Below are 1355 nucleotides of genomic sequence, written 5' to 3' on the forward strand. Positions count from 1 at the left end.
GGAGCCTCCCCCTGAGTGGTGGACACGCTGATACTGGATCTGCTTGATCAGGAGGAAGCGAGAAGACCGCCGATGGCGATGAAGGACTACTCGGACGAGTTCAAGGCCGATGCCGTGGACCTGTTCGAGTCCACACCCGGGGCGACCTACAAGAGCATCGCCGCCGACCTGGGTATCAACAGGAACACCCTGCGGAACTGGGTGCTGCGGGCCCGGGAAGTCCGCGGCGCCGGCTCGGACGCTGCCCGGGACACCAGGACAGTGGCTCGGGCCACGCAGGCGCCACTGGCCGCGGATGCGGATGAGCGGATTCGGCAGCTCGAGGCCCGGGTGGCCGAGCTGGAGGCCAGTGAACGCAAGCTGGCGACCGAGCGGGACATACTCCGCAAGGCGGCCAAGTATTTCGCCGGGGAGACAAACTGGTGAGCCGCTTCCAGTTCGTCGACGACCACCGGGACGCCTTTGAGGTGAAGCGGCTCTGCGAGGTCCTGGGCCTGAACAGGTCCAGCTACTACAAGTGGCGGGCCGGCCGGGAGGTCAGAGATGCCCGGCAGCAGGCCGACCAGCGCCTGGCGGCAAGGATCCGCGAGGTCCACGCAGAGTCCGGTGGCGCCTACGGCTCACCCCGGGTGACCGCCGAGCTCCGCGAGACGGGCCTGTCGGTCAACGAAAAACGCGTCGCACGGGTGATGCGGACCTTCTCCATCACCGGCATCCGCCTGCGCAGACGCCTCCGCACCACCGTCCCCGACCCTGCCGCCGCACAGGTTCCGGACCTGTTCCGGCGGGACTTCACCGCCCCAGAACCCGGCGTCAAATACATGGGCGACATCACCTACCTGCCACTGGAGAACGGGGAGTTCCTCTATCTCGCGTCCGTTCTGGACTGCTTCAGCCGCAAGGTCGTCGGCTGGTCCATCGCCGACCACATGCGCACCGACCTGGTCGCCGACGCCCTGACGATGGCGGCCCGCACCCGCGGCGGCCTGAAGGGGGCGGTATTCCATTCCGACCACGGAGCGCAATACGGGTCCAGAGCCTTCGCCGGCCTCTGCGACCGGCTGGAGGTCACCCGGTCCATGGGCGCGGTCGGCACCAGTGCGGACAACGCAGCCTGCGAAAGCTTCCACGCGTCCCTGAAACGGGAGACCCTCCAGGGCGCCCGCGACTACGGCGATGCCGACACCTGCAGAAGGACGGTCTTCGCCTGGCTGTCCCGCTACAACACCCGCCGCCGGCACTCCGCCAACGGCCACCTCAGCCCCAATGAATACGAACGACGACACCACGCCGCTAAGCTCACGCTCGCCGCGTGATTAATGACCGCGTGTCCACCACCACGGGGGAAGGCCCGG

1 protein-coding gene is annotated in these 1355 nt (G+C 67.7%); it reads left to right on the top strand.

Going from position 1 to position 1355, the window contains the following annotated elements; genetic code table 11:
* Positions 1–72 precede the first annotated feature (72 nt).
* A protein-coding gene (locus M8H82_RS36325; RefSeq protein ID WP_250080024.1) for an IS3 family transposase occupies positions 73–1316 on the top strand; the annotation gives its coding sequence in 2 pieces (ribosomal slippage) (positions 73–412 and positions 412–1316; 1245 coding nt in all).
* Positions 1317–1355 lie beyond the last annotated feature (39 nt).

It is taken from the genome of Streptomyces sp. YS415 (genome assembly GCF_023544665.1).
In the GTDB taxonomy this organism is placed as follows: Bacteria; Actinomycetota; Actinomycetes; order Streptomycetales; family Streptomycetaceae; genus Streptomyces.